General features: G+C 29.3%; 1 protein-coding gene and 1 pseudogene. Both read left to right on the top strand.

Annotated elements, in window-relative coordinates; translation table 11 throughout:
* Positions 1-560 (top strand): annotated as a pseudogene (locus BGS40_RS09380) (hypothetical protein); the annotation flags it as partial.
* A partial coding sequence (locus BGS40_RS04335) for a hypothetical protein (protein WP_096738431.1) occupies positions 557-1,252 on the top strand: 696 nt, incomplete at its 3' end. The pseudogene BGS40_RS09380 and the gene BGS40_RS04335, both read left to right, overlap by 4 nt.

The following is a 1,252-nucleotide window of genomic DNA, read 5'->3' as shown; positions in this document are numbered from 1 at the left end:
CAAAGAATATAAACGCTACAAAAAGCAATAATATAAGTTCTAGTGAAAACAATGCTCAAGAAATTATCCCTGATAATGTTATAAGAATACAAACACAAGATGGCAGTGGGGAGTTTATTGAGATAGTATTTCCTAGTCAATTAGAACTCAATGATAAACCTTTGGAAGATGTGAGTTATACATTTGTTCCGGCTTTAAGAGGGATAAAGCAATTTTTTAAAGATACTGAGTATTTAAAACCTAGAATATTGACTAAAGATGAAGTGTTGCAGATAGTAGATAAACTGCCAAAAAATGTTCGAGATAAACGCAGGAGAATAGTTGAAAATAAAGAGGAATTAGACAAATTATGGGAAAAGTTAACTAAAAATTCTGAAGAGTTTGAAAATAAAGTAGATAAAAAATACGGACAACCGATTTACATGAGAAAACTAGATGATGGAACTATTATACAATATAAGAAAACTTCTAAAAGCGGGGGTGAGACCATAGAGATAAATTCCAATAAACCAAGAGGAAATCTTAAAACAATACATTATAGAAAATGGGATAAAAAATGAAATATAGGTATATAAAATGGGATGAAAACGAAAAGTGTGCTATTTTTTTTCCTGATATAGATTTTGATATATGGAAAAAAACCCAGCTTTTAGAGAATGATTATGCTAATCCAGCTTTAATTATATCATCCCATTTAAAAGATAAGGTCGGTATTTTAGAACTATTTGAATATTATATTTTGCTTATTTGTGGAAAAAGCATGGGTGTCTCAAGGTGGGAATGTAATAATTTAATTTTATTAGATACTTACAGCATTGATAATATTAGCAGTCCATTTTCTTTAAATACACCCAAACCTACCTATATAAGTGAATATATTAATATCTTGGGGCAACTTTTTCTAGCAGGTTATATAGATTTTGGATCTTATTGTGATGAAGATAGAAATAAAATAGATTATCCCTCAAACTTATCTTATTATAAAGAAGATAAATATCAAGCTTGGATATATTTTAGAGATAATTTCTTCTATAAAGAAAGATTTATTAGAGAGTTGGATGATCTCGAGACATTAGATGAGGATGGATGTAGTCTTGTTTTAGGTAATGTTTCTTGGGATACACCACAATATTGGTCACAATATAATATCTGGGTAGCAACAACCCCCAAAGGCACAAAATACTTCCAAGAAATCTTAGCTCCTAAATTTTACAACAAATACAAAGATTTAGAAGTAGAGATTGATGATAAG

The organism is Campylobacter sp. 107 (assembly GCF_002383835.1).
GTDB classification, from domain to species: domain Bacteria; phylum Campylobacterota; class Campylobacteria; order Campylobacterales; family Campylobacteraceae; genus Campylobacter_D; species Campylobacter_D jejuni.
The sequence above is the reverse complement of the archived record's forward strand: the minus strand, read 5'-3'. Positions and strand labels throughout refer to the sequence as shown.